This window comes from Streptomyces sp. NPDC002870, assembly GCF_042888505.1.
GTDB lineage: Bacteria > Actinomycetota > Actinomycetes > Streptomycetales > Streptomycetaceae > Streptomyces.
Genome location: NZ_JBIAPW010000004.1, coordinates 32,389 through 58,272, shown reverse-complemented (window position 1 = coordinate 58,272; position 25,884 = coordinate 32,389). Strand labels below are relative to the sequence as shown.

Sequence of the window (25,884 nt, the reverse complement as noted above, 5' to 3'; positions counted from 1 at the left end):
AGAACGTCCGATCGAACGTCCGTTCAGATCGTCGTTCAAGACGTTCGGAGCGTACGTTCAAAAGCGTACGGAACCGGTGCGAAGAGCCGTCCAGCACCAGGGGCAGGGACCCCCACCGCCAGCTGTCTTACGGAGATCGCCATGACCCGCACTCCCGTCAACGTCACCGTGACCGGCGCGGCCGGCCAGATCGGCTACGCGCTGCTCTTCCGCATCGCCTCCGGCCACCTGCTCGGCGCGGATGTGCCGGTCAAGCTGCGCCTTCTTGAAATCCCGCAGGGCCTCAAGGCCGCCGAGGGCACCGCGATGGAGCTCGACGACTCTGCCTTCCCGCTGCTGCGCGGCATCGAGATCACCGACGACCCGAACGTCGCCTTCGACGGCGCGAACGTAGCCCTGCTCGTAGGCGCCCGTCCGCGGACCAAGGGCATGGAGCGCGGTGACCTCCTCTCCGCCAACGGCGGCATCTTCAAGCCGCAGGGCAAGGCCATCAACGACAACGCCGCGGACGACATCAAGGTCCTCGTCGTCGGAAACCCGGCCAACACCAACGCGCTGATCGCGCAGGCCGCGGCCCCGGACGTACCGGCCGAGCGCTTCACGGCGATGACCCGCCTCGACCACAACCGCGCGATCTCGCAGCTCGCCCGGAAGACCGGCGCCGCCGTCACCGACATCAAGCGCCTCACCATCTGGGGCAACCACTCGGCGACCCAGTACCCGGACATCTTCCACGCGGAGATCGCCGGCAAGAACGCCGCCGAGGTCGTCAACGACGAGACGTGGCTGGCCGACACCTTCATCCCGACCGTCGCCAAGCGCGGCGCCGCGATCATCGAGGCCCGTGGCGCGTCCTCGGCGGCGTCGGCCGCGAACGCCGCGCTCGACCACGTGTACACCTGGGTGAACGGCACCGCCGAGGGCGACTGGACCTCCATGGGTATTCCGTCGGACGGCTCGTACGGCGTGCCGCAGGGCCTGATCTCGTCCTTCCCGGTCACCACGAAGGACGGCAAGTACGAGATCGTCCAGGGCCTGGACATCAACGACTTCTCGCGTGCGCGGATCGACGCGTCGGTGAAGGAGCTGGAGGAGGAGCGCGCGGCGGTCCGCGAGCTCGGCCTCATCTGAGGGATCTGACCCCGACCGCCCCCGGCAGCCGACTGGCTGCCGGGGGCGGTTTCGTGATTCGCGGAACCCCGGGCAGGGTTCGCCGTCCGTCCCGCCGTCGTGAACCCGGTGACTGCAGTGCTGCTGTTCGTGGCACGCACCGCATTTCGTGAGACCGGAGTATGCCTGCCCCACCACGGCAGAGTGATACGGGCCACTTTGAGACAGTGAGGCGCATGCTTTCCGAACCCTTGGGCAGGCGACCCGTCCGCTGGCTATCACCAGCGTGGAACATATCGGGAACGGAAGGTCAAACGCGACGTGTCGGCACAACAGACCATCCACGTGGGCGGAGAGTGGCGCGCAGCCTCCTCCGGCGCCGCGCGCGAGATACTCGACCCCGCTGACGCGACCGTCATGGCCGTCGTTGCGGAGGGCGGAGTCGAGGACACCGACGCCGCGATCGCCGCCGCGCGAGCGGCATTCGATCAGGGGGAGTGGTCCCGCACGCCGGTGGCCGAGCGGGCCGCGCTGCTGCGGCGGGTCGCGGACCTGCTCCAGCGCAACCGCGAAGCGCTCGGGCTGCTGGAGAGCCGGGATGCCGGCAAGACCGTCGAGGAAGGCCGCGTCGACGTCGACTGCGTGAGTGACGCCTTCCGCTACTTCGCCGACCTCGTCATGAACGAGAGCGGCGGGCGAGTCGTCGACGCCGGGTCCGACGAGATACACAGCGTGGTGGTGCATGAACCCGTCGGGGTCTGCGCCCTGATCACGCCATGGAACTACCCGCTTCTGCAAGCGAGCTGGAAGATTGCCCCGGCGCTGGCCGCGGGCAATACTTTTGTGATCAAGCCGAGTGAGATCACGCCGCTGACGACTGTCGAGCTGATCCAGCTGCTCGGGGAGGCGGGGCTGCCCGCCGGTGTCGCGAACATCGTGACCGGCGCGGGCGACACGGTAGGGGCCAGGCTCGCCGAGCACCCCGACGTGGATCTCGTGTCCTTCACCGGCGGGCTCACCAGCGGTACGAAGGTGATGCGCGCCGCCGCCGACAGCGTCAAGAAGGTCGCCCTCGAACTCGGCGGCAAGAACCCCAATGTCGTCTTCGCCGATGCGTGTGAGAGCGACGAGGGCTTCGACACCGCTGTGGACCAGGCTCTCAACGCCGCCTTCATTCACAGCGGGCAGGTCTGCTCAGCTGGGTCGCGACTCATCATCGAGGAGTCGCTGCGCGAGCGCTTCGTAGGTGAACTCGCCCGCCGCGCCGAGAACATCCGCCTCGGCCGCGGCACCGACACCGGCGTGGAGTGCGGGCCCCTCGTATCGCAGCAGCAGCTCGCGAAGACCGAGGGATACGTCGCCTCCGCCCTGGCCGAGGGCGCGGTGCTGCGGGCCGGCGGGCGCAGGCCCGAAGGTGAGGGATACGAGGGGTACTTCTACCGGCCCACCGTCCTCGACCAGTGCCACCGCGGGATGCGCGTCGTACGCGAAGAGATCTTCGGACCCGTCCTGACCGTCGAGACGTTCCGTACGGAGGACGAGGCCGTCGCCCTCGCCAACGACACCGAGTACGGGCTGGCAGGCGCGGTGTGGACCGGCGATCCCGGGCGGGCGCGGCGCGTCGCCGGCCGGCTGCGGCACGGGACCGTCTGGATCAATGACTTCCACCCCTACCTCCCGCAGGCCGAGTGGGGCGGATTCGGGAAGAGCGGCATCGGGCGCGAGCTGGGACCCGCCGGACTCGCCGAGTACCGCGAGGCCAAGCACATCTACCAGAACCTCGCCCCCCGCCCCGTGCGCTGGTTCGCAGGCTGAGCAGGAGCAGGAGAACGAACACATGACTACGTACGACTATGTCGTCGTCGGGGGCGGCACCGCCGGATCGGTCATCGCTTCCCGGCTCACCGAGAACCCGGACGTCACCGTCGCCGTCATCGAAGGCGGGCCGAGCGACGTCGGCCGGGACGACGTGCTGACCCTGCGGCGCTGGATGGGGCTGCTCGGCGGCGAACTCGACTACGACTACCCCACCACCGAACAGCCGCGCGGCAACTCCCACATCCGGCACAGCCGTGCCCGGGTGCTCGGCGGCTGCTCGTCCCACAACACCCTCATCGCCTTCCGGCCGCTGCCGTCCGACTGGGACGAGTGGGCGGCCGCGGGGGCCGAAGGCTGGCACGCGGCCGCGATGGACCCGTACTTCGACCGGCTGCGGAACAACATCGTGCCGGTCGACGAGGCGGACCGTAACGCCATCGCCCGCGACTTCGTCGACGCCGCCCAGGCCGCGCTCGCGGTCCCGCGCGTCGAGGGCTTCAACAAGAAGCCGTTCCATGAGGGCGTCGGCTTCTTCGACCTCGCGTACCACCCGGAGAACAACAAGCGGTCCTCCGCCTCGGTCGCGTATCTCCACCCCTTCCTGGACCGGCCGAACCTCCACATCGCGCTGGAGACCTGGGCGTACAAGCTGGAGCTGGACGATCCCCTCACCGCAGGCAGGGGGAACCCCAGGGCGACAGGCGTGCACGTCCGTACGAAGGACGGCGAGGAGCTGCTCGTACAGGCACGGCGCGAAGTCCTCGTCTGCGCGGGCGCGGTGGACACGCCCCGGCTGCTGCTGCACTCCGGCATCGGGCCGCGCGCCGACCTGGAAGAGCTCGGCATTCCCGTCGTACACGATCTGCCGGGCGTCGGGGAGAACCTCCTGGACCACCCGGAGTCGGTGATCGTCTGGGAGACGCACGAGCCGATCCCCGAAAACTCCGCGATGGACAGCGACGCGGGCCTGTTCGTACGGCGCGATCCGGACGCCCAAGGGCCCGATCTGATGTTCCACTTCTACCAAATCCCGTTCACCGACAACCCGGAGCGCCTCGGCTACGAGCGGCCCGCGCACGGAGTGTCGATGACGCCGAACATCCCCAAGCCGCGCAGCCGTGGCCGCCTCTACCTGACCAGCGCGGATCCGGAAGTAAAGCCTGCGTTGGACTTCCGTTACTTCACGGACGAGGACGACTACGACGGCCGTACGCTCGTCGACGGGATCAAGCTCGCCCGTGAGATCGCGACCGCTCAGCCGCTGGCGGGCTGGCTGAAAAGGGAGGTATGCCCGGGGCCGGAGATCACCTCGGACGAGGAGATCGGCGAGTACGCGCGCAAGGTCGCGCACACCGTCTACCACCCCGCCGGAACCTGCCGAATGGGCGCCTGGGCAGATGAACGTGCCGTAGTGTCACCGGACTTGAAAATCCGTGGCCTCGACGGCATCCGCATTGCCGACGCGTCCGTCTTTCCGACGATGCCCGCCGTCAACCCGATGATCGGGGTCCTGATGGTGGGCGAGAAGTGCGCGGAGCTGCTGTCCGCGGCTTCCGAAGAGAGGGGCCTGGCCCGTTGAAGTCCGAGACCGAAACTCTTGACACTGCCCACAATGCAGTGGACGACGGTGCCGCACCGCCCGTCTTCTCCGTACGAAACCTGTGGAAGGTCTTCGGCCCGAAGGCCGACCGCGTTCCCGGCGACGCCGAACTTGGCGCGCTCACCCCGGCCGAGCTGCGTGAGCGCACCGGCTGCACGGCAGCCGTGCGCGATGTCTCCTTCGATGTGCGCAAGGGCGAGGTCTTCGTCGTCATGGGCCTGTCCGGCTCCGGCAAGTCGACGCTCGTACGCTGTCTGACCCGGCTCATCGAGCCGACGTCCGGGGCGATCGCCATCGACGGCGAGGACGTGCTCTCCATGGACACGGCGCGACTGCGCGAACTGCGCCGCCACCGTGCCTCCATGGTCTTCCAGCACTTCGGCCTGCTGCCGCACCGCTCGGTGATCGACAACGTCGCGTACGGACTCGAGATCCAGGGCCTGGGCAAGGCCGCGCGCCGCTCCCGGGCGGCGGAGGTCGTCGCGAAGGTCGGCCTGGAGGGCCTCGAGCACCGCAGGCCCGGCCAGTTGTCCGGTGGTCAGCAGCAGCGCGTCGGCCTTGCGCGGGCGCTCGCAGTCGACCCCGAAGTGATGCTCTTCGACGAGCCGTTCAGCGCGCTGGACCCGCTGATCCGCCGCGATATGCAGGAGGAGGTCATCAGGCTGCACCGCGAGGAGGGCCGCACGATGATCTTCATCACGCACGATCTGAGCGAGGCGCTGAAGCTGGGCGACCGTATCGCGCTGATGCGGGACGGCCGGATCGTGCAGCTGGGCACGCCGGAGGAGATCGTGGGCTCGCCCGCCGACGAGTATGTACGCGACTTCGTCCGCGACGTGCCGCGCGAGCAGGTGATGACGGTGCGTACGGCGATGCGCCCGGCCGTGGACGCGACCGAGACGGAATCGGGCGCGGCGATCGCCCCCGGCGCGACGGTCTTCGAGGCGATCGAGGCGGTGGCCCGCAGCGGCGGCCCGGCGCGTGTGATGCAGGACGGCCACTGCGTGGGGGTGGTCGACCATGTGGGGCTGCTGGCTGTGGTGGCCGGCGTGGACCGGGGCGCCGATACGGACGGGGCGACGGACAAGGCAGTCGTCGCATGACGGCCGTCGTCACCGCCCCCGCCAAGGAAGCGGCCGCACCCGAACCCGGGCTGCGCGCCCTGCTGCGCCACCGCGTCCACCGCAAGCTGCTGCTGCTCGGCGTCGCGGCGCTGGTGCTCATACCCGTCGGGGTCGCCCTGTGGGGCAGCGGCAGCTGGCCCGCTCAGCTGACCGTCGACGTGTCCGGGCCCCTCGACGACGCCAACAAATGGGTCGTCGACAACCGCGACACCCACCCCCTCTTCCTCTACTTCCTCCTCCACCTCTCCAACACCGCCACCGACGCGGTCGACGGCGTCTACCAGTTCCTGGACGCCATGGGCTGGCTGGGCGTACTCGCCGCCGGTGTGCTGTTCGCCTGGCGGGCCGCCGGGCTCGGACGGAGCGGGGTCAAGGTCGCGGCTACCGCCTTCGGCGCCTTCGCCGTGTGCGGACTGCTCGGGATGTGGGACGCCACGCTGCTGACCATTGCGCTGATGGTCGTCGCGGTCACCGTCGCCGCGCTGCTCGGCGTGCTGATCGGGCTCGCGGCCGGGCTGTCCCGCCGGGTCGACCGGGCGCTGCGCCCGGTGCTCGACACCATGCAGGTGCTGCCCGCGTTCGCGTATCTGCTGCCGTTCGTGCTGGTCTTCGGCACCGGCACGCCCGCCGCCCTGTTCTGCACGGTCATCTACGCCGCCCCGCCCATGGCCCGCCTCACGGCCCTGGGGCTGCGCGGCGCCGACCCCGCCGTGCTCGAAGCGTCCGCCTCACTCGGCGCGAGCGCATGGCAGCGGCTGCGGACGGCCCGGCTGCCGCTCGCCCGCAAGCAGATGCTCCTCGGCCTCAACCAGACGATCATGATGGCGCTCTCGATGGTCGTCATCGCTGCCCTGGTCGGAGCCGGCGGACTCGGCGAGGAGGTCTACTCGGCGCTCTCCACCGTCGACGTGGGCAAGGCCCTCGCCGCGGGCATCCCGATCGTGCTGATCGCCGTCTGGCTGGACCGTACGACCGCGGCGGCCGGCGACCGTATCGGCGAGAGCTCACCCGGCGGCGGGCTGCTGCACGGCCGCTCCGCCTGGGCGCTGGTGTTCGCAGGCGTCGTGGCCGCGGCCTTCGGCCGGCTGGCCATCGGCAAGGCGTGGCCGGAGGGCTGGACGTACGAAATCTCCACGCCCGTCAACAAGGCGCAGGAGTGGATCACCGAGAACCTCACCTTCACCGAGGCCTGGTCGCGCGAGTTCACGCTGTGGATCCTCAACCCCCTGCGTGACATGCTGATCTGGCTCCCTTGGTGGTCGGTGCTGCTGCTCGTCGCGGCACTCGCCTGGCTGGTCGGCACCTGGGCGACCGCCCTGACCGCAACGCTCTCGATGGCGGCGATCGGCGTACTCGGGGTCTGGGGCAAGTCCCTCGACACGCTCTCCCAGGTGCTCGCGGCCCTCGTGCTCACGCTGGCGCTCGGCGTCCTCGCGGGCATCCTGAGCGCGCGGGCCGGGCGTCTGGAGCGCTGGATGCGGCCGGTCCTGGACGCCATGCAGACGATGCCGCAGTTCGTGTATCTCATCCCGGTGGTCGCGCTGTTCGGCGTCACCCGGGCATCCGCGATCATCGCCGCCGTCGTGTACGCGCTGCCCGCTGTCGTACGCATCACCACCCAGGGCCTGCGCGAGGTCGACCCGGCCGCGCTCGAGGCATCCCGTTCGCTGGGCGCGTCGACCCGTCAGCAACTCCTCCAGGTCCAGTTGCCGCTGGCCCGCCCGGCACTGCAGCTCGCCGTCAACCAGGGCGTCGTGCTGGTGCTCGCGGTGGTCGTCGTCGGCGGCCTGGTCGGCGGCGGGGCGCTCGGCTACGACGTCGTGAAGGGCCTCTCTCGCGGCGAGATGGGCATCGGCATGACGGCCGGAGTCGCGATCGTCTGCCTCGGTCTCGTACTGGACCGGATCACCCAGCCCGCCACCCGCAAGACCGACTAAACCTTCCTTCCATTAACAGGAGCACCATGCGCACCCTTCGTACCACCACGGCTGTCATCAGCGCCCTCGGCATCCTCACCCTCAGCGCCTGCAGCGCCGCAGAGACCGGCAAGAAGGACGAGGCCGGCGGCGCCAAGACGGTGAAACTGACCGTCCCCTCCTGGGTCGGCGCCCAGGCCAATACAGCCGTCGCCGGCTACCTCCTGAAGAAGGAGCTGGGCTACACCGTCAAGACCCAGCAGATGGGCGAGGTCCTCGCCTGGGACGCGCTCTCCAAGGGCGACATAGACGCGATCATGGAGGACTGGGGTCACCCCAAGGAGGAGAAGCAGTACGTCACGACGAAGAAGACCGTCGTCAAGGGCGGCGACCTCGGCGTGACCGGGCACATCGGCTGGTACGTGCCGAAGTACTTCGCGGACGCGCACCCCGACGTCACGGACTACAAGAACCTCAACAAGTACGCCAAGGACTTCAAGACCGCGGAGAGCGGTGACAAGGGCGAGATCCTTGAGGGCTCCCCGGACTACGTCACCAACGACGACGCGATCATCAAGAACCTGAAGCTCAACCTCAAGACCAACTACTCGGGTTCCGAGGCCGCGCAGATCACCGCGATCAAGAAGTACGCGCAGGAGAAGAAGCCCTTCCTGACGTACTGGTGGACCCCGCAGTGGCTGAACGCCCAGATCGACATGGTCGAGGTCAAGCTGCCGGAGTACAAGGAGGGTTGTGACGCCGACCCGAAGGCTGTCGCCTGCGCGTACCCGAACACGCCGCTGCAGAAGTTCCTCAACGCGGACTTCGCCAAGAACGGCGGCGAGGCGGCGGAGTTCCTGAAGAACTTCAAGTGGACGACCGAGCAGCAGAACGAGGTCGCGCTGATGATCGCCGGCGAGAAGATGTCGCCGGAAGCCGCGGCCGAGAAGTGGGTCAAGGCCAACGAGGCGACGTGGAAGGCTTGGCTCCCGAAGAAGTAGCCTGCGGCTGCACCCGCACCTCTGAAGTACCTCAACTCGCTTGAGGAGTGCGGCCCTGAGGCCGAGGATCCGTACATGTTCTTCGGATCCGGCAAGCAGGAACTCTCCGTACTCGTACTGCGTGACGCGGACGGCATCGCCGATGCCGTCCGCGCCGCGTTGACGACGGCGCCGCCGGAGGAACGCCCCGGCCTGGAGCGCGCCGCCGCCCTCGTCGCCGAGGCCGCGGCAGCCACGGACGCGGAGCTGCGCGGCCGCTGGGTGCGGGAGCATCTGGCCGCGGCCGGCGTCGAAGGCCCGGCTGATTCCGTGACCGCGATCAAAGCCCTGCGCAAGGCGGAGCCGCGGCTGAGCCTTCTCGGGGCGGTGGGCCTGGCGAAGGACGCGGAGGCGACCCGGCCGGGGGCGGAGCCGACCGACCACGCCGGCTGAGGGGTGCCCCGGCCGAAGGAACGCCCTCGAATCCTGGACCGGGAGGCAGCTAGTTTCCGCGCAGGGTCTCGGCGGCCTTCCGTGCCGCCGCCACGGCCGTCTGCTGCAGGAAAGGCCCGAAGGTGATGCGGGTTGCGCCCAGGCGGCCCAGTTCGGCGACGGTCGGACCGCCCGGCAGCGGGGCGACGTTGATCGGGCCTTCGATCTCCTCGCGCAACAGAGGGAGTTGCCCCGGCGGTACGGCGAACGGGTAGACGCAGTCCGCGCCGGCCGCGACATACAGCCGTGCCCGGGCGATCGCCTCCGCCGGGTCTCTCACTCCGCGCAGGAACGAGTCGACGCGGGCATTGATGAACAGCCGGTCGCCCGCCTCCGCGCGGACCTCCGCCAGCCAGTCGGCGTGCCGTTGCGGGTCCTTGAGTGCCTTGGTCGCGGAGTCGGAGTCCTCCAGGTTGCAGCCGATCGCGCCGGTGTCGAGGATCCGGGCGACCAGCTCCTTCGGGGGCAGGCCGTAGCCCGCCTCGACATCGGCGGAGACCGGGAGGTCCACCGAGCGGGCGATACGGGTGACGGCCGCGAACATCTCGTCGGCGGGCGTCTGCCCGTCCTCGTACCCGAGAGCGGACGCGACACCGGCGCTCGGCGTCGCCAGCGCGGGGAAACCCGCCTCGGCGAAGGCACGGGCGCTCGCCGCGTCCCACGGGCCCGGGAGGACGAGGGGATCGCCGGGGGCGCGACCGTGGTGGAGGGAGCGGAAGGTTTCGACAGTCATCTCTGATGTCCCGTCAGTGCTGGTACTGGCCGGGCGTGTAGTGGCCGGGGACCATGCGGGTGCTCACGCCGAAGCGGTTCCAGGCGTTGATGACCGTGATCGCCGAGATCAGCTGGGCGAGCTCCGCCTCGTCGAAGTGCTTGGCGGCCCTCTCGTACACCTCGTCGGGCACAAAGCCGTCGGTGAGGACGGTGACGGCCTCCGTCAGCTCGATCGCCGCGATCTCCTTCCCGGTGTAGAAGTGCTGCGACTCCTCCCACGCGCTGAGCTGGATGAGCCGCTCCACCGACTCGCCCGCCGCGAGGGCGTCCTTGGTGTGCATGTCGAGGCAGAAGGCGCAGTGGTTGACCTGCGAGGCGCGGATCTTGACCAGTCCGAGGAGGGTCGGGTCGAGGCCCTGGCTGGCGGCCGCGTCCAGCTTGACCATGGCCTTGTAGACCTCGGGAGCGAGCTTCGCCCAGGGGAGGCGGGGGTTGTGCTCGGGGGCGTATGCCTCGTTCGCATCCGGCTTCTCGTTCGCGTCCCGCTTCTCGTTCGTCGTCATGGGTACGACCGTATGTGAGTGGTGGCGCACGAGTATGGTCCATTCCCATGACGGATCCCTGGGCCACTTTTGGTGCCGACCTCCATCTGGAACTGCGCGGTTCCGGCCTGCGCACGGGACTGATGGACGCCCTGCGGGAGGCCGTGCGCGGCGGGCGGCTGGCCCCCGGGACGCGGCTGCCGTCCTCGCGTTCGCTCGCCGCCGACCTGGGGATCGCCCGCAATACGGTCGCCGACGCGTACGCCGAGCTCGTCGCGGAGGGATGGCTCACCGCGCAGCAGGGCTCGGGTACGCGGGTCGCCCGGCGGGCCGCGCCGAGGAAAGCGGCGACGGGTTCGGTCAAGGCGACGCCGGCCCGGCGCGGCCCCCAGTACAGCCTGCTGGCCGGCAGCCCCGACCTCGCGTCCTTCCCGCGCGCGCAGTGGCTCAAGGCGGCCCGCCGGGCGCTGACCGCCGCGCCGCACGAGGCATTCGGATACGGCGATCCGCGCGGGCGCATCGAGCTGCGTACCGTGCTGGCCGACTATCTGGCGCGGGCGCGGGGCGTCTATGCGGCCCCCGAGCGGATCGTGATCTGTTCCGGCTTTGTGCACGGGCTGACGCTGCTGGGGAAGATGCTGAGGCGGCGGCGGGTGCGCGAGGTGGCCGTCGAGTCGTACGGCCTCGATGTGCACTGGAACCTGCTGACCGAGGCAGGGATGCGGACCCCGGCCCTGCCCTTCGACGAACTCGGCTCGCAGACAGGCGAGTTGGGGGCCCTGCGCGGCGTGGGCGCTGTGCTGCTGACGCCCGCGCACCAGTTTCCGATGGGGGCCGCGCTGCATCCCGACCGGCGCGCGGCCGCCGTCGACTGGGCCCGCGGGACGGGCGGGCTGATCCTGGAGGACGACTACGACGGGGAGTTCCGCTACGACCGCCAGCCGGTGGGCGCGCTCCAGGGCCTCGACCCGGACCGGGTGGTCTATCTGGGCACGGCGAGCAAGTCGCTGGCGCCGGGGCTGCGGCTCGGCTGGATGGTGCTGCCCGAGGACCTCGTGGGCCAGGCGCTCGAGGCGAAGGGCTCAGTCGACTGGGTGTCGAGCGCGCTGGACCAGCTGACGCTCGCGGAGTTCATCGCGTCGGGCGCGTACGACCGTCATGTACGGGGGATGCGGCTGCGCTACCGCCGACGGCGTGACCAACTGGTGCGGGAGCTGGCGGAGCGCGCGCCGGAGATCCGGGTCAGCGGGATCGCGGCGGGACTGCACGCGGTGCTCGAACTCCCGCCCGGCACCGAGCACTCCGTGATCCAGGCGGCGGCGTGGCACGGCCTGGCTGTGGTGGGGGTCTCGCGGTTCCGGCACAAGGACGCGCCGCGCGGGAGGGACGCGCTGGTGGTGGGGTATGCGACGCCCGCGGACAGCAGCTGGGCGGGGGCGCTGGACGCGCTCTGCCGGGCGCTGCCGTGAGCCTGCGGCGGCTTGCCCGGGGGCGGGTCTGGGGGCAAGCCCCCAGACCCCCGAGCGCCCTTCGGGCGTTGTCCTCAATCGCCGGACGGGCTCCGGGTGGGGAACAGCCCCGCTCAGGGAGCCGCACCTTCGGGCACCTCAGACGCCGCGGGCGGCTCGCCGAACCGGGCCAGTGCCAGCGCACCCGCCACCGCCACCGCGAAGCCCGCCACAGCGAGCCACGCCAGGCCCTCGCGGGTCCGGTCGCCCAGCCACACCACGCCCACCAGCGCCGGGCCGATCGTCTCGCCGAGCACCAATCCCGCCGTGGCCGTCGTCACCGAGCCACGCTGAAGGGCGGAGGTGAGCAGCAGGAACGCCGCACCGCCGCCGAGCAGCAGCGCATACAACGCCGGGTTGGCCAGCACATCGGGCAGCGCGACCGAGTCGATCAGCCGGACCGAGACCTCGACCACGCCGAAGCCGAAGCCCGCGCCGAGGCCCAGCACCAGGGCGCGCGGTTTGTCGGGGAGGCGGCCCGCGGCCGCGCCGACGATCAGGACGGCGAGCGCGACGCCGAGCATGGCCCAGCGCAGGGCGGTGGATCCGGCGCGGTCGCCCTCCGCGCCCGAGGCGAGGCCCAGCATCGCGAGCCCCGCGCAGACCACTGCAACCGCGCCCCACTCCGTCCCGCTCAGGCGGACAGGGAGCAGGCGCGAGGCGACCACGGCGGTCACCGCGAGGCTGGCGGCGAGCGCCGCGCCGACCGCGTAGATCGGGATGGAGCGCAGGGCGACGATCTGGAGGACGAAACCGAGGCCGTCCAGGGCGAGTCCGGCGGCATAACGCCACTGCCGCAGCGCGCGGAGCAGCAGCGCCGGGTCGACGCCGGAGCCGGTGCCCGGCTGCACGGCGCGGGCGGCGACGGCCTGGAGGACGGAGGCCGTGCCGTAGCAGACCGCGGAACCGAGCGCACAGATCATCCCAATGAGCACAAAGCGACTGTAGATGAGGCGGGTTGGCGGACCGGGTTTACGAGCGCGCGAGGCGGCCCTCTAGTCTGACCGGCGGCTCACAGGCCGGGCAGTCGCCTGGCAATGGCTTGATTCGAACGGGGGCGACCGACTGATGGCGCTACGCAGGCTGAGGTCGAGCACGGTTGTGCTCGGCGGCATGGGGGTGCTCGCCGCGACGCTCACGGCGTGCGGCTCCGAGCCGGACGAGCGGTGTGTCGACCCGGTGACCTATGAAGTGCTGCCGGACTACGAGTGCGACGGCGACGGGAACGGGAACGGGAACGGCAGCAGCGCCAGGTACTACTACGGCGGCAGGGTCAGCGGCGGCCGGGTCGACGGCGGCAGCTTCGACAGGACCGCCGTCGACAGTGGGGGCTTCGGCGGCTCCAGCTCCGGCGGCGGCTGAGTACGGGGCGCACACAGCATGAAGCGTCACGTCATCGAGCCCCGCCCCGGCTGGCAGCAGATCGTCGAGGAACAGGGCCTCATCTACCCGCTGACCCGCTACCCGGACGGCTCGCTGCGCCCGTACTGGGACGAGAGCGCGTACTACGAATTCTCGCTGCCCGAAATCGAGGCGCTGGAAGAGGTCGTCGAGGAACTGCACGCCATGTGCCTGGCCGCGGCTGCGCACATCGTCGAGCACAACCGCTTCGCCGACCTCGGCATCACCGACCGGCGGCTGGCCGGACGGGTGGCCGAGTCCTGGCGGCGCAGGGAGGAACTCCCTTCTCTCTACGGGCGGTTCGACCTCCGCTACGACGGCACCGGCCCGGCCGCAATGCTGGAGTACAACGCCGATACGCCCACCTCCCTGGTGGAGGCCGCCAGCCCGCAGTGGTTCTGGATGGAGGATCGTTTCCCCGGCGCGGACCAGTGGAACTCCCTCCACGAACGCCTCATCGATGCCTGGAAGCGGCAGGCCCCGCTGCTGCCGCCGGGGCCGCTGCACTTCGTTCACTCCGACGGGGACGAGCTGGGCGAGGACCTGATGACCGTCGCGTATCTGCGCGAAACGGCCCAGCAGGCGGGTATCGCCACCGAGGCGCTCTCGGTGGAACGCATCGGCTGGGACCGGCTTTCCGGACGCTTCGTGGACGACCGGCTGCGATTCATACGCAGCTGCTTCAAGCTCTATCCGTGGGAGTGGCTGGTCACCGACCGCTTCGGGCCGCACGTCGTCGACACCCTGGACAACGGTGGCGGCACCGGCACGACCTGCTGGATCGAGCCCGCCTGGAAGATGCTGCTCTCCAACAAGGCGCTGCTGGCGATCCTCTGGGAGCTGAACCCGGGCCACCCGAATCTGCTCCCCGCCTATCTCGACGGCCCGCGCGAACTCGCCGCCGAGCGAGGCTATGTCGCCAAGCCCCTGCTCGGCCGCGAGGGCGCGGGTGTCACGGTCCACGAGCCGGGCGCCGGTCCCGTATTGCGTGAAGAGGCGTGCTGCTACCAGGAGTTGGCCCCGCTGCCCGACTTCGACGGCAACCGCGTGGTGCTCGGCGCCTGGGTCGTCGAAGGCGAGGCGGCGGGGCTCGGCATCCGGGAATCGGCGGGGCTGGTCACGGACGAGTACGCCCGTTTCCTGCCCCACGTCATCCTCTGACTGGCGGCGAACCGGGGTGACCGGCGGCGAACCGGGGTGACCCGGCGGCGGTCCGGGAGCGCGATCTACGCGCCCAGGACTGCCCTCAGCTGGTCCAGGCCCCAGTCCAGATCCTCCTTGCTGATCACTAGCGGCGGGGCGATCCGGATGGTGGAACCGTGGGTGTCCTTGACCAGGACCCCGCGGTCCATCAGCTTCTCCGAGATCTCCCGGCCGGTGCCGTGGCTCGGCGCGATGTCGACTCCCGCCCACAGCCCGCGCCCGCGTACCGTCTCCACCGCGCCGCCGCCGGTCAGCAGGCCCAGTTCGTGGTGGAGGTGCTCACCCAACTCGGTGGCGCGCTGCTGGAACTCGCCGGTGCGCAGCATCGCGATGACCTCCAGGGCGACCGCGCACGCGAGCGGATTGCCGCCGAACGTCGAGCCGTGCTCACCGGGACGGTAGACGCCGAGCACCGCATTGGAGGAGACGATCGCCGACACCGGAACGACGCCGCCGCCCAGCGCCTTGCCCAGCACATACATGTCCGGCACGACGCCCTCGTGCTCGCAGGCGAAGGTCTTCCCGGTCCGCCCGAGGCCCGACTGGATCTCGTCCGCGATGAAGAGGACGTTCCGCTCGCGGGTCATCTGCCGTACGCCAGCCAGATACCCGGCCGGCGGCACCAGCACCCCGGCCTCGCCCTGGATCGGCTCCAGCAGCACGGCCACGGTGTTCTCGGTGAGTGCGGCGTCCATCGCGGTCAGGTCCCCGTACGGAACGATCTCGAAGCCCGGGGTGTACGGACCGAAGTCCGCCCGCGCCTCCTGGTCCGTGGAGAAGCTGATCACTGTCGTCGTACGGCCGTGGAAGTTGTTGGCCGCGACGACGATCTTCGCCATGTTGTCCGGGACGCCCTTGACCCGGTAACCCCATTTCCGGGCGGTCTTCACGGCGGTCTCGACCGCCTCCGCCCCGGTGTTCATCGGCAGCACCATCTCCATGCCGCACAACTCGGCGAGCTGTGTACAGAAGTCGGCGAACCGGTCGTGGTGGAACGCGCGGGAGGTGAGGGTGACTCTCTCCAGCTGCGCCTTGGCGGCGTCGATCAGCCGGCGGTTTCCGTGGCCGAAATTGAGCGCCGAGTACCCGGCGAGCATGTCGAGGTAGCGACGCCCCTCGACATCGGTCATCCACGCGCCGTCGGCCGAGGCGACGACGACGGGGAGCGGGTGGTAGTTGTGCGCGCTGTGCGCCTCCGCGGAGGCAATGGCACTCTCCGTTGCAGACACGGGATCTCCGTTCAAGTAGAGACAAGGCATCCGGCTGGGGCGGGGTCGTGCCCCTGTTTCTATCGTCGCTCGGATGGTGGACGAAGAAACCTTGCTGTGGGGCGTGGCCGCTAGGCTGGACACTACGCACGGCGACTGGCGTACGGGGAAGTGACCCCGAGGGAACCGCGCGCGGAAGATCACACGAGGTGCCGCCCGCCTGGGCACCCCGGGACCCGTCCCGTGTGGTGCCGCTCGCCCTCTGCCTTGGGCGGGAGGACCCCCGAGTTGCACCCCGGGACACGTCCCGTGTGGTGCGGCCCGCGCCCTCCGCCTCCGGCGGGGGATGCCGAGCCGTACCCCGGGACCACGACCGAGCAACGGATCGCCCCGGAGGACACTATGACTCTTCCCCCGCAGCACCCCGCACTCTTTGCCGCCGACCCCGAACTGGCGGCCCTCATCGGCGCCGAGGAACAGCTTCAGGCCGACACGCTTCGGCTGATTCCCAGCGAGAACTACGTCTCCAGGGCCGTCCTGGAAGCCTCCGGCACCGTGCTGCAGAACAAGTACAGCGAGGGCTACGCAGGCCGCCGCTACTACGAGGGCCAGCAGAACATCGACCAGATCGAGCGGCTCGCCATCGCCCGCGCCAAGGCCCTCTTCGGCGTCGAGCACGCCAATGTCCAGCCCTACTCCGGCTCCCCGGCCAACCTCGCCGTCTATCTCGCCTTCGCTGAACCCGGCGACACCGTGATGGGCATGGCCCTGCCGATGGGCGGCCACCTCACCCACGGCTGGGGCGTCTCCGCCACCGGCAAGTGGTTCCGCGGCGTCCAGTACGGCGTACGCCAGGACACCGGCCTCATCGACTTCGACGAGGTGCGCGAACTCGCCCTCAAGGAGCGGCCGAAGATCATCTTCTGTGGCGGCACCGCGCTGCCCCGCACCATCGACTTCCCGGCCTTCGCGGAGATCGCCCGCGAGTCCGGCGCCGTCCTGGTCGCCGATGTCGCGCACATCGCCGGCCTGATCGCGGGCGGCGCGCACCCCTCGCCGGTGCCGCACGCGGACGTGATCTCCACGACCACCCACAAGACCCTGCGCGGGCCGCGCGGCGCGATGCTGATGTCCCGCGAGGAGCACGCCAAGGCCATCGACAAGGCGGTGTTCCCCGGCCTCCAGGGCGGCCCGCACAACCAGACCACGGCCGCCATCGCGGTCGCCCTGCACGAGGCGTCCCAGCCCTCCTTCCGCACCTACGCCCAGTCGGTCGTCGCCAACGCCAAGGCGCTCGCCGACGAGCTCCTCGCCCGCGGCTTCGACCTTGTCTCCGGCGGCACCGACAACCACCTGATCCTGATGGATCTCACCCCCAAGGACGTGCCCGGCAAGGTGGCGGCCAAGGCCCTCGACCGGGCCGGGATCGTCGTCAACTACAACACCGTCCCCTACGACCCGAGGAAGCCCTTCGACCCCTCGGGCGTCCGCATCGGCACCCCCTCCCTCACCTCCCGCGGCCTCGGTACTGAGCACATGGCCGCCGTCGCAGCCTGGATCGACCGGGGCGTGACCGCGGCCGGCGCGGGCGACGAGGACGCGCTGGCCGCGATTCGCGCCGAGGTCGCCGAGCTGATGGCCACGTACCCCGCGCCCGGGCTGACCGCCTAGTGCGGTGACCGGTGACCGGTGGCCGATGACCACGATGGCTGACCTGGTCCGGCCGGCAGCGGTCTGACCCGCAGGTCCGTCCTCCGTCGCCGGACAGGCTAGAAATCCAGCCCGTCCGGCGACGGAGAACAAGCGTTCGCGTGAAACAGGCCCTTCCGCCTAGCCGTCCAGCAGCTGCTGGCGCGGTCCCGGCTCCGGTGTGCCGCCGCCCCGCCCGAACGGCGGGCGGGGCAGCCGTGAGGCCAGCGGCCGCAGCACCAGGGTCAGCGCCGCCCCGGCCGCCAGCCCGGGTATCGCCCACCACCAGCCGGTGGTGGTGTCGGACGCAGGCGCGGCGGCAGGTGCTGTCGCGGGCTCAGCCTCGTTCTGGCTCTGCCCCTGGGCCTGCTCCTGGGCCTGCCCGTCGTCCTGGACGGGCGGGTACTCCGCCACCCCGGCCCCGCCGGACGTCTTCTTGTCCATCAGGCCCAGCTTCTTGAAGAGTCCGCTCAGCTTCGCGGGCTGCCGCGCCTGGTGCCAGGAGCCCGTCTGCGACTCCATTTCCCTCGCCGTGTGTATCCAGACGACGCCCGCCCGATCGCTCGGATACACCTGGTCCACGCGCCACGGCTGAACGTCATGGACCATCCAGGTCACATTGATCTGCCGGGCCTCAACCGCCATGTCCAGCGACCGCGGCCGCTCCGTCCGTCCCTCGGCCGGAGCGTCGCCCAGCAGCGTCAGCAGGGTCGTGTAGTCCTTGTCGGAGTAGTAGAGAGAGGCGGTCGCGCCGCTCTCCGGAGAGGTCATCAGCACACTGGTCGGCCCTCCGGCCACCGCGCCCGGGGCCAGGGCCCACGTCAACGCGAGCACCGTCACCAGTGCGGCAAGTCGACCCAGCAGCCGCATACTTCGCCGTCGCATACTTCCCCCAGCCGACGTCCGGTACGGCCCGTCCGTACCGCGTCACCTCTGGTACACCGCCCGCCCTCTTCAGGTTCCACCCCGCCCGCGCCCAGTTTCAGCGCGTTGATTCCGCGATCTCCTTCGCGCGCGGCAACTGAGCCACACCCTCCAGCCGCAGCGTCGTCCGTTCGTCCGCCGCCATCCACAGCAGCGTCGGGCCCGCCGTCCGCTCGGACTGCGTCCACGCCTCGCCGCGGGCGTCGGTCATGCCGAACCGCAGCAGATGCGGCTCGGCGAACCACAGCCCCGTCCCGCCGCTCAGCGTCACCCACTCCGGGATGAGCCGCGCCTGCTTGGCGAAGCCGAGGTCCAGCCTCGCCGGGAACTGGTCCAGCCGGATCGTCCGCCCCCGCTCGCTCCAGCACAGGCTCACCACCGACCGGCCCGCGGGCCCCTCGGTCACCGAGACCGCGTCCGGGTCGCCCAGCCCGCCCGGCACCCGCGCCCGGAATCCCGCGCGCCGCTCCGCCTCGGCCAGCGGCACCGGCGCGTGGCACCACGGCGGCTGGGTCCCCGGCCGCGGCGGCATCGTGGGGTCGTACCGCACCTCGACCCCGCCGAACCCGAACCAGTCGGCCACCGCCGCCCGCACCGGAGGCGTGAGCACCAGCACGACCAGGACCCCGGACAGGGCGACCGTCAGTGCGCGCCATCGCCGGCGCGTCCACCGCCTGAACCGCTCGGCCCGCCGCGGCACAGCGGGCGGGGGCACCGCCTCGGCGAGGAGCTGGGCCAGCACCCGCTCGGCCATCGTCTCGCCGTCGACGTCCGGAATCGTGATCCCGCGCCCCAGCCCGCGCAGCTCCTGGCGCAAGGCCTCGTGCGGATCCTCACCGTGCAGCGCCCCAGCCAGTGCCTCGTGCGGCTCCTCGTCACTCATGCTCCTCACCTCCCTTCCCAGGAATGAGCTGTCCCAGCTTCGCCAGCGCGCGGTTCAGCCGGGACTTCACCGTGCCGCGAGGCCAGCCCAGCGCCTCGGCCGTCTCCGCCTCGTCCATCTCGAGCAGATAGCGGTAGGTGACGACCTGCCGCTGCTCCTCGCTCAGCTCCTCCAGCGCCGCCAGCAGCACCGTCCGCCGCTCCTGGGCCAGGGCCGCCACCGCCGGGTCCGCCGACTCCGGTATCAGCGGCTCGGAGCCGGTCAGGAGTGCCTCCCGTCCGGCGAGCGCCCGCAGCCGCACAGCCGAGCGCACTGTGTTCCTCGTCTCATTGACCACGATCCGCAACAGCCAGGGACGGAACGCGGCACCGTCCCGAAACCGCCCCAGCGCCTGGTACGCCTTGAGGAAGGCGCTCTGCACCACGTCCTCCGCGTCCGCACCGGCCCCGAAGGCCACGGCCGCCCGCAGCGCGACATGCGTGTGGGCGCGCACCAGCTCCGCGTACGCCTCCGGCTCTCCGGCGCGCACCCGCGCGATCACCGCGGCGTCGTCGACGATGCGGCCCCCCTCCGGACCCGCTTCCAGGGTCCCCTCCCGCGTCCTCACACCTTTCATACACCGGCGGCCGGGGATCGGTTCCACACCTGAGAGAATGATGAACATGGCCTCAGACCGACCCCGCGCGCTCTCCGGTATCCAGCCCACCGCAGGCTCGTTCCACCTCGGGAACTACCTCGGCGCGATCCGCCAGTACGTGGCGCTGCAAGAGACCCACGACGCGTTCTACATGGTCGTGGACCTGCACGCGATCACCGTGCCGCAGGATCCGGCCGAGCTGCGTGCCAACACCCGGCTCGCCGCCGCCCAGCTGCTCGCCGCCGGTCTCGACCCCGAGCGCTGCACCCTCTTCATCCAGAGCCACGTCCCCGAGCACGCGCAGCTCGGCTGGATCATGAACTGCCTCACCGGCTTCGGCGAGGCCTCCCGGATGACGCAGTTCAAGGACAAGTCCGCCAAGCAGGGCACCGACCGCGCCACCGTCGGGCTCTTCACGTATCCGATCCTGCAGGTCGCGGACATCCTGCTCTACCAGGCCAACGCCGTCCCCGTCGGCGAGGACCAGCGCCAGCACATCGAGCTCACCCGTGATCTCGCCGAGCGCTTCAACACCCGCTTCGGCGACACCTTCACCGTCCCGGCGCCGCACATCGTCAAGGAGGTCGCGAAGATCTACGACCTCCAGGACCCGTCGATCAAGATGAGCAAGTCGGCCTCCACGCCGAAGGGCCTGATCAATCTGCTCGACGAGCCCAAGGCGACCGCCAAGAAGGTCAAGAGCGCCGTCACCGACGCCGAAACCGTGATCCGCTTCGACCCCGTCGAGAAGCCCGGCGTCTCCAACCTCCTCACCATCCACTCCACCCTCACCGGCAAGACGATCGCCGAGCTCGAGGCGGAGTACGAGGGCAAGATGTACGGCGCGCTGAAGACCGACCTGGCCGACATCATGGTGGAATTCGTCACTCCGTTCCGCACCCGTACGCAGGAATACCTGGACGATCCGGAGACGCTGGACTCGATCCTGGCCAAGGGCGCGGAGAAGGCCCGGGCGGTCGCCGCCGAGACGCTGGCCGCCGCATACGACAAGGTGGGCTTCCTGCCCGCGAAGCACTGAGTCCGTTCTGAGAGGGACTGAGAGTCCCTTCTGAGAGGGACTGAGAAGGACAGAAGAACCGAGTCCGTGATGCATCGGCACCGAATCATCACCGTGTCCAAGGGCTCTGGCCACACACGTGGTGCAGCCGCCACACTGGCGGCTGCACACCTAGCTACCGAGGACTGAGGAGAACGACGTGGGGACCGTAACGCTCGGCGTTTCGATCGCGGTCCCGGAGCCCTATGGCAGCCTGCTCCAGGAGCGGCGCGCGGGCTTCGGGGATCCCGCCGCGCACGGAATCCCCACGCACGTCACCCTGCTCCCGCCCACCGAGGTCGGCGCCGAGGCTCTGCCCGCGATCGAGACGCATCTCGCCGCGGTCGCGGCGGCCGGCCGGCCCTTCCCGATGCGGCTCTCCGGCACCGGGACCTTCCGCCCGCTCTCGCCCGTCGTCTTCGTCCAGGTCGTCGAGGGCGCGGCGGCCTGCTCCTGGCTGCAGAAGCGGGTGCGGGACGCGTCCGGGCCGCTCGTGCGTGAGCTGCAGTTCCCGTACCACCCGCATGTGACCGTTGCGCACGGCATCGCCGAGGAGGCGATGGACCGGGCGTACGAAGAGCTGTCCGAGTACGAGGCAGCCTGGACCTGTGCCGCCTTCGCGCTGTACGAGCAGGGCGCGGACGGCGTGTGGCGCAAGCTCCACGAGTACGCCTTCGGCGGCGGCATCACGGCTGTTCCCGCCCAGGGATCCCCGGTCGACGAGCCTGCCACCACCCTCTGACCGCCACCACCCCTGACCCCCGGTCCGGGACCGTCAGAGCGGCAGTCTGCGGAACAGCGGTCGCGGCACATGCCGCAGCGCCGACATCACCACGCGCAGTGCCCCCGGCACCCATACCGTCTCTGACCTGCGTCGCAGCCCCAGTTCGACGGCCGTGGCGACCGCTTCTGGCGTAGTGGCGAGCGGTGCCTGAGGGCGCCCCGCCGTCATCTTCGTAACGACGAACCCTGGGCGTACGACCATCACGTGCACGCCGGTCCCGTGCAGCGCGTCGCCCAGACCCTGGGCGAAGGCGTCCAGGCCCGCCTTGCTGGAGCCGTAGATGAAGTTGGCGCGGCGGGCGCGTTCGCCGGCGACCGAGGAGAGCACCACCAGCGAGCCGTGCCCCTGGCCCTGCAGTGCGCCGGCGCACACCAGACCGGCCGAGACCGCGCCCGTGTAGTTGGTCTGCGCGACCCGGACCGCGGCGGGCGGATCGGCCTCGTCGGTCGCCTGGTCGCCGAGGACGCCGAAGGCGAGCAGCACCATGTCGATGTCGCCCTCCGCGAAGACCTTGCTCAGCACCTCCTCGTGCGAGGCGCAGTCCAGGGCGTCGAAGGCGACGGTGCGGACGTCGGCCCCGAGCCTGCGGAGCTCGGCGGCGGCGCCGTCGAGGCCGGGGAGGGACGGCCCGCCAGCCAGACCGTGCGGGTGCGGCGTGCGATCAGCCGACGGGCGGTGGCCATGCCGATCTCCGACGTGCCGCCGAGGACGAGCAGGGACTGAGGGCTGCCGAAGGCGTCCTTCATCGGTCGGTTCTCCTGGAAAGTCGGATGGCTGGAAAGTCAGTGGCTGGAGAGGTCATGTCGAGCACGGCTCCGCCCGCGTTCTGCGCCGCGTCGCCGTACGCCCGCCCGAGCCCGCGCGCGATGCCGCCGCGCGCGCCCACTCCCGTACCGCTGCTGCGGCCTCCTCGTGGGTACGAGGACGCAGCAGACGGGCCGTCGTCGGAGCCGTCCGGCCCCATCCGGTTACGGACACGAACTCAGGACCGGCGTCAGCACCAGCACTGGCACCAGCACTGCCACGTGCGTCGCTGATGAGGGTGTCGGCAGCCATGACCGTGACCGTATCGCCACCTATGCCCGCATTTTGCGGTACTCCGGGGACTCGCCGAAATGGGTGATTAAACGAGTGTCATCTAAGAATGACGGCGAAAGTCCGCCGGTCGCCAAGAAGAGTCGCCCCTGACTCATGAGAAGGGGTGGCAGATGAGATACGTCGACTGTGCCGCCGCCGACCGGCGGCTGCTGGCGGCGATGCGCGACTGCGGCAGTCAGCCGCGGATCGCCGCGGCCGCCCGCGCGCTCTCCCTCAGCGGCGAGCACGGCGCACTCTGGATCGCCACCGGGCTCGTCGGCATGGCGATCGACCGTGAGCGGCGCGGCGCCTGGCTGCGCGCCACCGCCCTCGTGGGCGCGGCGCATCTGGCGAGCATGGGCGTCAAGCGGGCGGTACGCCGCCCCCGCCCCCGACTCCCGCACGGCGAGCCCCTCGTCCGCACCGCGAGCCGCCACTCCTTCCCCAGCTCACACGCCACGGCGGCGGGCGCGGCCGCCGTGGCCTTCGGCGCGCTGCGCCCGGCCGGCCGTCGTCTCGCACCGCCCCTGGCCGCCGCGATGTGCGTGTCCCGTCTCGTCGTCGGCGTCCACTACCCGACGGACATCGCGGCCGGTGCCGTACTCGGCGGTCTGACCGCGGGCATGGGCGCGGCCTGGATGACACGCCCCCTGGCTCCGTTGGCAGCGGGAGGCGGACGGGATGGCTGAGCGCGGCTCCGCGCTGATCGAGCGGCCGGGCGACCAGGCGCTGCTGTCCCGGCGGCAGCTGTCGGTGATCGCGTTCATCCTGACGGTGCTGCGGTGCCGCGGTACGCGGTGTTCGCGGACCGGGGCGCGGCCGGCGCACCCGAGGACGTGGTGCTGCGCGACCCGGCCTTCGCCGTCAACGGCCTGATGTGGGCGGCGATGTACGGACCGGCGGTCGCCGATCTGTGAGCGGTCTGCGGCCGGGGGGCCGCGTGCGGCCCGCGCCGGGGCGGGCAGCGGCGGCGCGCCTCCCGTGGCCCGAGTTCCTCGCCGCCTGCCTGCGATTCTGCGGCACCCTGACGCTGGTATCCGGTGCGGGGGGTACGCGTACGACATGGAATGGCTGACCAAGCTCCCCGTCATCGGCCCGCTCGTCGCCCGGCTGATGACGACTCACGCCTGGCGTTCCTACGAGACGCTCGACCGGGTGCACTGGTCCCGGCTCGCCGCCGCGATCACCTTCATCAGCTTTCTCGCCCTCTTCCCGCTGATCACCGTCGCCGTGGCGGCCGGCGCCGCACTGCTCGACAAGGACCAGCTGAAGAAGCTCGAGGACACGATCGCCGAGCAGGTGCCCGGCATCTCCGACCAGCTCGACATCAACTCCCTGGTCGCCAACGCGGGTACGGTCGGGCTCGTCGCGGGCGCGCTGCTGCTCTTCACCGGCATCGGCTGGGTCGGCTCGATAAGGGACTGCCTGCGCGCCGTCTGGGGGCTGGACGACGAGGACGAGGGCAACCCGGTCCTGCGCAAGCTCAAGGACGGGGTCGTACTGCTCGGGCTCGGCGTGACCGTGCTCGTCTCGCTCGCCGCTTCCGCATTCGGCTCCACCGCCCTCGGCTGGAGCGCCGACCGCCTCGGCATCGACGAGGGCGGAGCCAGTGGCGTACTGCTTCAGGTCGCGGCAATCGCGATCGCCGTACTGGCCGACTTCCTGCTGCTGCTCTACGTCCTGACGCTGCTGCCGGGCGTGCAGCCGCCGCGCCGCCGCCTGGTGGTGGCGGCGCTGATCGGCGCGGTCGGCTTCGAACTGCTCAAGCTGCTGCTCGGCGGCTACATCAGGGGCGTCGCCGCGAGAAGCATGTACGGGGCGTTCGGCGTCCCGATCGCCCTGCTGCTGTGGATCAACTTCACCGCGAAGCTGATGCTGTTCTGCGCCGCCTGGACGGCGACGGGCAGCAAGGAGGCCGAAGAGTCGGCGGCCGCCAGGGCTAGCGGCGGCGCATCGGCCAGCGGCGGTTGACCAGGAACACGGCGCCGGTCAGCAGCACCAGCACCCCGCCGATGACGGCGAGCGCGATGCCGATGCCGCCGGAGCCGCGGTTCTCGGCGGCGATCTTTGCCGGAGCGCCGTTGTTGGCCGGTTCCGCGTCCTGTGACGAAGTGCTGGCGGACTTCGGCGGCACCAGCTCGCCGACGGGCTTGACCTTCCCGGCCGCCGCGAAGCCCCAGTCGAGCAGCCGCCCCGCTTCCTTGTAGACCGCCTGGCTCTCGTGGGAGTCCGGGTTCATCACGGTGACGAGCAGCACCTTGCCGTTCCGCTCGGCGACTGCGGTGAAGGTCGCGCCCGCGTGCGTGGTGTTGCCGTTCTTGACGCCCGCGATGCCCTTGTACGGGGTGATGCCGTAGGCGCCGGTGAGGAGCCGGTTGGTGTTCTGGATCTCGAACGTCCCACGCTCCTCGCCCTTGACCTTCTCGCCGGGGAACTTGGCGCTCGCCGTCGAGCAGTATTCGCGGAAGTCCTTCTTCTGCATGCCGCTGCGGGCGATGAGGGTCAGGTCGTAGGCGGAGGAGACCTGGCCGTTCGCGTCGTAGCCGTCGGGCGAGACGACATGAGTGTCGAGCGCCTGCAGTTCGTCGGCGTGCTCCTGCATGTCCTGGACGGTCTTGGAAATGCCGCCGTTCATCGAGGACAGCACATGTACGGCGTCGTTGCCCGAGCGCAGGAAGACTCCGAGCCACAGATCGTGCACGGAGTAGGTCTGGTTCTCCTTGACCCCGACCAGGCTGCTGCCGTCGCCCATGTCCGCGAGCTCGTCGGTGGTCACCTTGTGGATCTCGGTCTTGGGCAGCCGGGGGAGCACGGTGTCCGCGAACAGCATCTTGAGCGTCGACGCCGGGGGGAGCCGCCAGTGGGCGTTGTGCGCCGCCAGTACGTCGCCGCTCTCCGCGTCCGCGACGATCCAGGAACGGCCGGTCACCTCTTTGGGCAGGACGGGCGCGCCGGGGCCGAGGCTGACCTGGGTGCCTGCCTTGCCGAGTTGGGCGCCGCCTACGGTGGACATGGAGGCCGGGGGGTTGGGGTGCTTCTCGTCTGCCACGTCCTCGTAGGTGTCCGCCGACGCGGGGGCGACGGCGAGGGCAGGCAACAACGCGGCGGCGGCGACCGTCAACGCGGTCTTCTTCAAAGCAGACACGGACGAGAACGTACATCCCTTTGCAGAAAATATGGTTATCAGCCCGGTGACCCGCCGGGGGCAACGCCAGGA

At 70.5% G+C, this 25,884-nt stretch carries 23 protein-coding genes, 3 pseudogenes and 1 riboswitch; of the genes and pseudogenes, 16 read left to right on the top strand and 10 right to left on the bottom strand.

Annotated elements, in window-relative coordinates; genetic code table 11:
- The first annotated feature begins 141 nt into the window (after positions 1-141).
- From ACFYWY_RS06885 to ACFYWY_RS06855, 7 genes are all read left to right on the top strand, one after another.
- Complete coding sequence (locus ACFYWY_RS06885; protein WP_389180857.1) at positions 142-1,131, top strand: malate dehydrogenase; 990 nt, start codon at positions 142-144, stop codon at positions 1,129-1,131.
- 300 nt (positions 1,132-1,431) lie between these two features.
- Positions 1,432-2,925, top strand: coding sequence for an aldehyde dehydrogenase family protein (locus ACFYWY_RS06880; RefSeq protein WP_389180855.1), 1,494 nt, complete (start codon positions 1,432-1,434; stop codon positions 2,923-2,925).
- Positions 2,926-2,947: 22 nt separating this feature from the next.
- Entirely contained in the window at positions 2,948-4,507 is a 1,560-nt protein-coding gene (locus ACFYWY_RS06875; protein ID WP_389180853.1) for a GMC family oxidoreductase, read from the top strand.
- Positions 4,508-4,545: 38 nt separating this feature from the next.
- A complete protein-coding gene (locus ACFYWY_RS06870) occupies positions 4,546-5,631 on the top strand; it encodes a glycine betaine/L-proline ABC transporter ATP-binding protein (protein WP_389180850.1) in 1,086 nt (361 codons plus the stop codon).
- Positions 5,628-7,589 (top strand): ABC transporter permease subunit, encoded by a 1,962-nt coding sequence (locus ACFYWY_RS06865; RefSeq protein WP_389180847.1) that lies wholly within the window; start codon positions 5,628-5,630, stop codon positions 7,587-7,589. The genes ACFYWY_RS06870 and ACFYWY_RS06865 overlap by 4 nt, the downstream gene beginning before the upstream one ends.
- Positions 7,590-7,615: 26 nt before the next feature.
- Positions 7,616-8,569, top strand: coding sequence for an ABC transporter substrate-binding protein (locus ACFYWY_RS06860; RefSeq protein ID WP_389180844.1), 954 nt, complete (start codon positions 7,616-7,618; stop codon positions 8,567-8,569).
- A gap of 75 nt (positions 8,570-8,644) precedes the next feature.
- A complete protein-coding gene (locus ACFYWY_RS06855; protein WP_389180841.1) occupies positions 8,645-9,001 on the top strand; it encodes a hypothetical protein in 357 nt (118 codons plus the stop codon).
- A gap of 49 nt (positions 9,002-9,050) precedes the next feature.
- Here ACFYWY_RS06855 and ACFYWY_RS06850 read toward each other — a convergent pair whose 3' ends face one another.
- Positions 9,051-9,773, bottom strand: coding sequence for an isocitrate lyase/phosphoenolpyruvate mutase family protein (locus tag ACFYWY_RS06850; protein WP_389180837.1), 723 nt, complete (start codon positions 9,771-9,773; stop codon positions 9,051-9,053).
- Positions 9,774-9,786: 13 nt separating this feature from the next.
- On the bottom strand, positions 9,787-10,317 hold the full coding sequence (locus ACFYWY_RS06845) for a carboxymuconolactone decarboxylase family protein (RefSeq protein ID WP_389180834.1): 531 nt from the start codon (positions 10,315-10,317) through the stop codon (positions 9,787-9,789).
- 47 nt (positions 10,318-10,364) lie between these two features.
- On the opposite strand from ACFYWY_RS06845, the gene ACFYWY_RS06840 reads away from it, so the two are divergent.
- The gene (locus ACFYWY_RS06840; protein WP_389180831.1) at positions 10,365-11,765 is read left to right on the top strand and encodes a PLP-dependent aminotransferase family protein; all 1,401 of its coding nucleotides are present in this window, start codon (positions 10,365-10,367) and stop codon (positions 11,763-11,765) included.
- Positions 11,766-11,878: 113 nt separating this feature from the next.
- On the opposite strand, the gene ACFYWY_RS06835 is transcribed toward ACFYWY_RS06840, so the two are convergent.
- Positions 11,879-12,727: a hypothetical protein gene (locus ACFYWY_RS06835; protein WP_389181515.1), complete on the bottom strand. Its 849-nt coding sequence runs from the start codon at positions 12,725-12,727 to the stop codon at positions 11,879-11,881.
- 145 nt (positions 12,728-12,872) lie between these two features.
- On the opposite strand from ACFYWY_RS06835, the gene ACFYWY_RS06830 reads away from it, so the two are divergent.
- Together ACFYWY_RS06830 and ACFYWY_RS06825 are read left to right on the top strand one after the other, a co-directional pair.
- Positions 12,873-13,166, top strand: coding sequence for a hypothetical protein (locus ACFYWY_RS06830; RefSeq protein WP_389180828.1), 294 nt, complete (start codon positions 12,873-12,875; stop codon positions 13,164-13,166).
- Between the two features lie 18 nt (positions 13,167-13,184).
- Positions 13,185-14,366 (top strand): glutathionylspermidine synthase family protein, encoded by a 1,182-nt coding sequence (locus ACFYWY_RS06825; RefSeq protein ID WP_389180825.1) that lies wholly within the window; start codon positions 13,185-13,187, stop codon positions 14,364-14,366.
- Positions 14,367-14,431: 65 nt separating this feature from the next.
- Here the strand turns inward: ACFYWY_RS06825 and rocD are convergent, their stop codons facing one another.
- Positions 14,432-15,637 (bottom strand): ornithine--oxo-acid transaminase, encoded by a 1,206-nt coding sequence (rocD, locus tag ACFYWY_RS06820; RefSeq protein ID WP_389180822.1) that lies wholly within the window; start codon positions 15,635-15,637, stop codon positions 14,432-14,434.
- A 121-nt stretch (positions 15,638-15,758) separates the two neighbouring features.
- Positions 15,759-15,849, top strand: a riboswitch (ZMP/ZTP riboswitch).
- Positions 15,850-16,018: 169 nt separating this feature from the next.
- On the opposite strand from rocD, the gene glyA reads away from it, so the two are divergent.
- A complete protein-coding gene (gene glyA / locus ACFYWY_RS06815) occupies positions 16,019-17,287 on the top strand; it encodes a serine hydroxymethyltransferase (RefSeq protein ID WP_389180819.1) in 1,269 nt (422 codons plus the stop codon).
- Positions 17,288-17,446: 159 nt separating this feature from the next.
- Here the strand turns inward: glyA and ACFYWY_RS06810 are convergent, their stop codons facing one another.
- The 3 genes from ACFYWY_RS06810 to ACFYWY_RS06800 all read right to left on the bottom strand — a co-directional run bounded on the left by ACFYWY_RS06810 (position 17,447) and on the right by ACFYWY_RS06800 (position 19,728).
- On the bottom strand, positions 17,447-18,190 hold the full coding sequence (locus ACFYWY_RS06810) for a hypothetical protein (protein ID WP_389180816.1): 744 nt from the start codon (positions 18,188-18,190) through the stop codon (positions 17,447-17,449).
- 97 nt (positions 18,191-18,287) lie between these two features.
- A complete protein-coding gene (locus tag ACFYWY_RS06805; protein WP_389180813.1) occupies positions 18,288-19,112 on the bottom strand; it encodes a hypothetical protein in 825 nt (274 codons plus the stop codon).
- Entirely contained in the window at positions 19,105-19,728 is a 624-nt protein-coding gene (locus ACFYWY_RS06800) for an RNA polymerase sigma factor (protein ID WP_389180811.1), read from the bottom strand. Before ACFYWY_RS06800 ends, ACFYWY_RS06805 begins: the two co-directional genes overlap by 8 nt.
- Positions 19,729-19,774: 46 nt before the next feature.
- Between ACFYWY_RS06800 and trpS the strand changes: the two genes are divergently transcribed.
- Both trpS and ACFYWY_RS06790 read left to right on the top strand, forming a co-directional pair.
- Positions 19,775-20,788, top strand: a complete 1,014-nt coding sequence (gene trpS, locus ACFYWY_RS06795) for a tryptophan--tRNA ligase (RefSeq protein ID WP_389180808.1) — start codon at positions 19,775-19,777, stop codon at positions 20,786-20,788.
- A gap of 178 nt (positions 20,789-20,966) precedes the next feature.
- The gene (locus ACFYWY_RS06790; protein ID WP_389180805.1) at positions 20,967-21,548 is read left to right on the top strand and encodes a 2'-5' RNA ligase family protein; all 582 of its coding nucleotides are present in this window, start codon (positions 20,967-20,969) and stop codon (positions 21,546-21,548) included.
- A 33-nt stretch (positions 21,549-21,581) separates the two neighbouring features.
- On the opposite strand, the pseudogene ACFYWY_RS06785 reads toward ACFYWY_RS06790, so the two are convergent.
- Both ACFYWY_RS06785 and ACFYWY_RS06780 read right to left on the bottom strand, forming a co-directional pair.
- Positions 21,582-22,336, bottom strand: a pseudogene (locus tag ACFYWY_RS06785) (decaprenylphospho-beta-D-erythro-pentofuranosid-2-ulose 2-reductase).
- A 50-nt stretch (positions 22,337-22,386) separates the two neighbouring features.
- Positions 22,387-22,646, bottom strand: a pseudogene (locus ACFYWY_RS06780) (decaprenylphosphoryl-beta-D-ribose oxidase); the annotation flags it as partial.
- 152 nt (positions 22,647-22,798) lie between these two features.
- On the opposite strand from ACFYWY_RS06780, the gene ACFYWY_RS06775 reads away from it, so the two are divergent.
- The 3 genes and pseudogenes from ACFYWY_RS06775 (at position 22,799) to ACFYWY_RS06765 (ending at position 24,638) form a co-directional block, all read left to right on the top strand.
- A complete protein-coding gene (locus ACFYWY_RS06775; protein WP_389180802.1) occupies positions 22,799-23,356 on the top strand; it encodes a phosphatase PAP2 family protein in 558 nt (185 codons plus the stop codon).
- A pseudogene (locus tag ACFYWY_RS06770) lies at positions 23,328-23,584 on the top strand (decaprenyl-phosphate phosphoribosyltransferase); the annotation flags it as partial. The gene ACFYWY_RS06775 and the pseudogene ACFYWY_RS06770, both read left to right, overlap by 29 nt.
- 145 nt (positions 23,585-23,729) lie before the next feature.
- On the top strand, positions 23,730-24,638 hold the full coding sequence (locus ACFYWY_RS06765) for a YihY/virulence factor BrkB family protein (RefSeq protein WP_389180799.1): 909 nt from the start codon (positions 23,730-23,732) through the stop codon (positions 24,636-24,638).
- On the opposite strand, the gene ACFYWY_RS06760 is transcribed toward ACFYWY_RS06765, so the two are convergent.
- Complete coding sequence (locus ACFYWY_RS06760) at positions 24,607-25,812, bottom strand: D-alanyl-D-alanine carboxypeptidase family protein (protein WP_389180796.1); 1,206 nt, start codon at positions 25,810-25,812, stop codon at positions 24,607-24,609. The two genes, ACFYWY_RS06765 and ACFYWY_RS06760, sit on opposite strands and share 32 nt — an antisense overlap.
- Positions 25,813-25,884 lie beyond the last annotated feature (72 nt).

Bases quoted from the DNA above. Each gene is read 5' to 3' on its own strand.
- ACFYWY_RS06885 (WP_389180857.1), top strand. From the start codon at position 142: ATGACCCGCACTCCCGTCAACGTCACCGTGACCGGCGCGGCCGGCCAG.
- ACFYWY_RS06875 (WP_389180853.1), top strand. From the start codon at position 2,948: ATGACTACGTACGACTATGTCGTCGTCGGGGGCGGCACCGCCGGATCG.
- ACFYWY_RS06865 (WP_389180847.1), top strand. From the start codon at position 5,628: ATGACGGCCGTCGTCACCGCCCCCGCCAAGGAAGCGGCCGCACCCGAA.
- ACFYWY_RS06860 (WP_389180844.1), top strand. From the start codon at position 7,616: ATGCGCACCCTTCGTACCACCACGGCTGTCATCAGCGCCCTCGGCATC.
- ACFYWY_RS06855 (WP_389180841.1), top strand. From the start codon at position 8,645: ATGTTCTTCGGATCCGGCAAGCAGGAACTCTCCGTACTCGTACTGCGT.
- ACFYWY_RS06850 (WP_389180837.1), bottom strand. From the start codon at position 9,773: ATGACTGTCGAAACCTTCCGCTCCCTCCACCACGGTCGCGCCCCCGGC.
- ACFYWY_RS06845 (WP_389180834.1), bottom strand. From the start codon at position 10,317: ATGACGACGAACGAGAAGCGGGACGCGAACGAGAAGCCGGATGCGAAC.
- ACFYWY_RS06840 (WP_389180831.1), top strand. From the start codon at position 10,365: ATGACGGATCCCTGGGCCACTTTTGGTGCCGACCTCCATCTGGAACTG.
- ACFYWY_RS06835 (WP_389181515.1), bottom strand. From the start codon at position 12,727: ATGATCTGTGCGCTCGGTTCCGCGGTCTGCTACGGCACGGCCTCCGTC.
- ACFYWY_RS06830 (WP_389180828.1), top strand. From the start codon at position 12,873: ATGGCGCTACGCAGGCTGAGGTCGAGCACGGTTGTGCTCGGCGGCATG.
- ACFYWY_RS06825 (WP_389180825.1), top strand. From the start codon at position 13,185: ATGAAGCGTCACGTCATCGAGCCCCGCCCCGGCTGGCAGCAGATCGTC.
- glyA (WP_389180819.1), top strand. From the start codon at position 16,019: ATGACTCTTCCCCCGCAGCACCCCGCACTCTTTGCCGCCGACCCCGAA.
- ACFYWY_RS06810 (WP_389180816.1), bottom strand. From the start codon at position 18,190: ATGCGACGGCGAAGTATGCGGCTGCTGGGTCGACTTGCCGCACTGGTG.
- ACFYWY_RS06805 (WP_389180813.1), bottom strand. From the start codon at position 19,112: ATGAGTGACGAGGAGCCGCACGAGGCACTGGCTGGGGCGCTGCACGGT.
- ACFYWY_RS06800 (WP_389180811.1), bottom strand. From the start codon at position 19,728: ATGAAAGGTGTGAGGACGCGGGAGGGGACCCTGGAAGCGGGTCCGGAG.
- trpS (WP_389180808.1), top strand. From the start codon at position 19,775: ATGGCCTCAGACCGACCCCGCGCGCTCTCCGGTATCCAGCCCACCGCA.
- ACFYWY_RS06775 (WP_389180802.1), top strand. From the start codon at position 22,799: ATGAGATACGTCGACTGTGCCGCCGCCGACCGGCGGCTGCTGGCGGCG.
- ACFYWY_RS06765 (WP_389180799.1), top strand. From the start codon at position 23,730: ATGGAATGGCTGACCAAGCTCCCCGTCATCGGCCCGCTCGTCGCCCGG.